The sequence below is a fragment of the Palleniella muris genome (genome assembly GCF_004792655.1).
Classification (GTDB): domain Bacteria; phylum Bacteroidota; class Bacteroidia; order Bacteroidales; family Bacteroidaceae; genus Prevotella; species Prevotella muris_A.
The window spans coordinates 1-4,222 of the sequence record NZ_SRZC01000045.1; the positions used below are offsets into that span (position 1 = coordinate 1).

The window sequence follows — 4,222 nt, forward strand, 5'->3', positions numbered from 1 at the left end:
AATTGGCGAATGTGCCGAAATGGTAGCATACAAGGATTGTCATTATCTCGCTCTCGGACATCATGCATTCACGCTTCCTGCGCTTGCGACCGTCCATGTCAGAAAGGCGCAAATACATATTTTTTTCAAGTTCTGCGTGCAATTTCTTTGAAAACTCGTCGATAATACAGAAAATTTCAGTAACTTTGCAAGTGGTAATCATCGCTTGTATTTTTAGTATGTTATTGATTTTCATTTACAAATATACAAAATATTTGCGAGATTACCAACTTTTTCGGGGACTTTCTTATCCCGAACTCGCGTAACCATAAAAAGAAACAGATAGCAAAAAAAATAAATTTGAGAAAAGCGTAGCGATTCAACTGAAAGAGTAGTCATTGCGTTTTGCATATACAATTTCTAAAAGTACAAGAATGAATATAGTAATAGGAGCAACAGGACGCGTGGGAACAGCATTAGTAAATGAACTCGTAAAAAGAGATATGCCTGTTTTAGCCATAGCCAGAAACAAAAACAAGTTTGCGAAGTTTGATAGTCGGGTACAATGCCATATTGCAGATGTGTTTGATTTAGACACGTTGATAAAAGCGTTCAATGGGGAGGACACTGTTTTCTTGATGACACCGGAAAATTTTCATTCAAATGATGTTTTAGGCGATGCGGAACGAATGTTGGAAATCTATCGGGAAGTTGTTTATAGAACGGGAGTTAGACGTGTCATAGGACTGTCGTCAATGGGGGCACATTTGGAAGCCGGAAGCGGCAACCTCTATATTTCGCATATGTTGGAGCAGGCATTTGCAGGACTCCCAGTCGAGACGACTTTTATACGTCCGGCATATTATTATAGTAATTGGATGAATTACATTGAAGTGGCACGGACGTATGGCATACTTCCCACTTTTTTTCATCCGCATAAAAAGATTGCAATGGTATCGCCCGGAGATGTTGCTTGTTTTGCCGCGATAGTGATGCGTAGTCGGAAATTATCCGCACCACTATATGAAATCGAAGGTCCGAAAACATATAGCGCACATGATATAGCACGATTTTTCAGCGAATATCTGAAACGTGAAGTTACAGTTCAACAAATTCCGCAAGAACAATGGATACCCACTTTGACAAAGGCAGGATTTTCTCCTGATGCAGCCCATAATATGGCTTTGATGACTCAAGCAGTAATGAATACAATTTCTTTTGGAGAAAATACAGAAAACAAGATTATCTGGAATACAGAATTCGAAGATTTTTTGGGAGGACAAAAAACATTTTAATGCTTCACCTAAAATTAGATAAATTACATAATATTGAAGAGATAGATATATAAATGTAACTTTCAGCCAAAGCATAGACATAGCCAATTAGCACTCATCATCAGACGAGCGCAAGTATGGCACAAGGAGAAGTCGTTGAAATTCCGTTTTGGACAGCAAAATACTGCCGTCCGGTTTTGTCTTGACCTTGTACTATGCGTCGTAGGTCGCTTCGCTTGCTAAGTCCCGACCTTTTCCCCAACTCGGGCGGCGATCAGCTCCTCCGCTTTCTTGAAATGCTTCTCGTACTTCTCCCGCTTCTCCTTTTCCTCTTTCGTCTCCTTCGCCTTGCTCTCGGACGCAGCCTTCTCTGCCTGCGCCTCGAATTGGGCCATGTTGGAAATCAGTCCTGCCGCCTTCTGTACCGGCCGCGCGACAGCTTGCAGGAATCCCGCGTCCAGTTCCTGCGGCAGTCCGCTGACGGTCAGGGGAACGAGGTGATTTTGGGCTTCGTCTTTGAGCCCGTTGGACTTCGGCAGCGTGGAAACTGTCAGTTGTCCGTTCGCTTTTCGGATGACGAGCGTGAAATCCACGCCTTCGGTCATCATCTGATGGATTGCTGTAAAAAACATAATCTTGATGTGTTAAAAGTTATTACATGGTTTTACACTTCGCTGAATAATTGGGCCGTAAGCATCCGAACAAAGCCGCCTTTTTAAGATACAAAAAAATCTCAGGTGTCATTCCTGAGATTTTTTGTAGTTGTATGGCAGCATTGCCTGGATTTGCTGTTCCGTTGTGTCGTGAGATATTCTTTGCAGTATATCCGTGAGCCATTGCAGCGGACTTACTCCGACGATTTGGCAGCTTTCAAGCAGGGAGTAGAATACTGCATTATCTTCAGCTCCCCGGTCGTTCTTGCTGAAGAGGTAGTTTTTCCTGCCTATCACCGACGGCCTTTGATTACGTTCAACCGCATTGTTATCTATCTGATATATCCCGTTGTCGGCATAGCGCCGCAGGCGCGGCCAGAGTTTATAGGCATAGTCAAGTGCTTTCCCCAGCGGATCGGACGGGGTGCAGTCTTTGGCTGCAACTTGCATCCACTTCTCCATCGTGTCCATTATCGGCAAAGCCTTTGACTGACGCTCCCGGGCGATTTCTTCGGCCGTGGCATGGCGTGCTTTCAGATTGGCCTCCAGTTCGTAGAGCAACTCGATGTATCGGGTTGCCTGCTGTGCCAGGGACGGATACGATGACTGTGCGTCGGTAAATTTACCGCGCACGTGGGCCATGCAACCCAGCAGGGTCACATCCGGTTGTTGTTCAAAATAATCATATACGCCATAGCCATCGGTCTGGATTGCTCCGCGGAAGTCCCGGAGCTGCGCCCGGGGGATAGCCTCCGCCCGCGAACCTTTGTGATAGTAGAAATAAAGTCCGTGAGAGTCGGGGGGCATCGAAGAACTGCCAGGCGTAACCTTTGCGGCTTTTGCCTTGTGTGTCCGCTATGCGCCAGGGTACTTCGTCAATCTGAAGATACTGCCGCGAGCGGATCTGCTCGCCAAGGCTTTCATAAAGCGGATAGAGTTTTGAGGCCACGGCGTGTATCCAGTCATTTATCGTTGATGCCGGCAGCTTGACACCCATGTCGGCATACTGCCTGACCTGACGGTATTCGGGCAGATGGTAGACATACTTGTCTGTCACAAGCTGCGCCAACAGGGCGGCCCCGACATGGTTGCCGCCGATAACGGCGGCAGGCGCCGGAGCCTGAAGTATCTCAGGGGACGGATTGTTTTTATCCGACTTCAGACGGTATATGGGACGTACAATTACCTCGACCCACACTTTGGCGGGCTCGCGGTGCAGTATGCGGGTCTCGTCCTGACCGATTTTATCATAAAGTGCGGTGTCAAGACCCTGGGGCAGAAGCTCGCGACGGCGTTCCTCTAAACCGTAATATTGATATTTGGCCGGACGATTGCTCCTTGCCTTGGATGACCGGCGGCGCTTCTCAGCCTCGGCCTTGATCTCCTGCGCTGTCTGTTGTATCTGCGCGGCACGCTCATCATAGGCCCGGTCAAAAAGTTCATCGAACAAGCCCGGCTGATTCGCCTCGGCTGCCTTTGCTGCCATCCTGTCGCTTTTTGTACCGTAAAGCAGACGCTCAAGATAAGCGATCCGTTCGCTTTTACGGCGGTCGGATTCTCTGAGCAGCATCACTTCTGCAAGAAGTTCTTCGTATGCAGGAGCATTATTCATACCTCTAAGTTACAAATAATTAACGGGACAGCCAAGAGTTCTGACAAATATTTTCCTGTCTCTCCTCTACTTTTTCCAGATGTTCGAATATGGGTGGAAACGGGGTACGAGGCACTGTCGCTGAAAAGAAAGAAGCCGGATACGGCGTTTCCACGTTGTTTTCTCTCTGAAACAAGCTGGAGACGCTGTTTTTAGCATATTTCCGTGCGGAAAGAGACGGGAAACAATGTTTCTGGCGTAGTTCGGTAGCGAATATAGGAATATTCTTTTGATTAAAGGCATTTCCCGTCCGGAATTATGAAAACGACAACGTTTTTTCCTTCAAACGGAACGGGATGAAGGAAATGACGGTGTTTCTTGCGTGTTTCCTTTTCGGATGAAGGAAAAAACGGGCTTCACGGGATGTTTTTTGCATTGGAAGTGGCTGAAAACTTGCTACATGATGTATTATTATCCCGGATTTTATCTACTTTTGCAGCCGGATTGGGGCAACCCTGTCCAAGACATACGAAAAATAAGAAGCGTTATGCTTATCTTGTAACCATACGCGAGTTCGGGATAAGAAATCATTTAAAATAGCTCCATCTGCCTTGATTTCTCCACATGCACGGGCATAGCCTCTGGCTTGTTGTCAAAGAAGCAGTATGCTGTCAGTGCGGAGCAGATGTTCATTATGAAGTTGTGCACGGACCTGTGCCTTGAAT

3 protein-coding genes and 3 pseudogenes are annotated in these 4,222 nt (G+C 46.7%); 1 reads left to right on the top strand and 5 read right to left on the bottom strand.

Going from position 1 to position 4,222, the window contains the following annotated elements; translation table 11 throughout:
- Positions 1–202, bottom strand: a pseudogene (locus E5358_RS15625) (IS982 family transposase); the annotation flags it as partial.
- 211 nt (positions 203–413) lie between these two features.
- On the opposite strand from E5358_RS15625, the gene E5358_RS14860 reads away from it, so the two are divergent.
- Complete coding sequence (locus E5358_RS14860; protein WP_135940934.1) at positions 414–1,274, top strand: NAD(P)H-binding protein; 861 nt, start codon at positions 414–416, stop codon at positions 1,272–1,274.
- A gap of 245 nt (positions 1,275–1,519) precedes the next feature.
- Here the strand turns inward: E5358_RS14860 and E5358_RS14865 are convergent.
- From E5358_RS14865 to E5358_RS14880, 4 genes and pseudogenes are all read right to left on the bottom strand, one after another.
- Positions 1,520–1,885: pseudogene (locus E5358_RS14865) on the bottom strand (PRTRC system protein E); the annotation flags it as partial.
- A 108-nt stretch (positions 1,886–1,993) separates the two neighbouring features.
- On the bottom strand, positions 1,994–2,653 hold the full coding sequence (gene tnpC / locus E5358_RS14870) for an IS66 family transposase (protein ID WP_277821336.1): 660 nt from the start codon (positions 2,651–2,653) through the stop codon (positions 1,994–1,996).
- On the bottom strand, positions 2,589–3,518 hold the full coding sequence (locus E5358_RS15465) for an IS66 family transposase (protein WP_135940936.1): 930 nt from the start codon (positions 3,516–3,518) through the stop codon (positions 2,589–2,591). Before E5358_RS15465 ends, tnpC begins: the two co-directional genes overlap by 65 nt.
- A 570-nt stretch (positions 3,519–4,088) precedes the next feature.
- Positions 4,089–4,222, bottom strand: a pseudogene (locus E5358_RS14880) (IS982 family transposase); the annotation flags it as partial.

Coding starts and splice junctions, on each gene's coding strand:
- E5358_RS15465 (WP_135940936.1), bottom strand. CDS start 3,518: ATGAATAATGCTCCTGCATACGAAGAACTTCTTGCAGAAGTGATGCTG.
- E5358_RS14860 (WP_135940934.1), top strand. CDS start 414: ATGAATATAGTAATAGGAGCAACAGGACGCGTGGGAACAGCATTAGTA.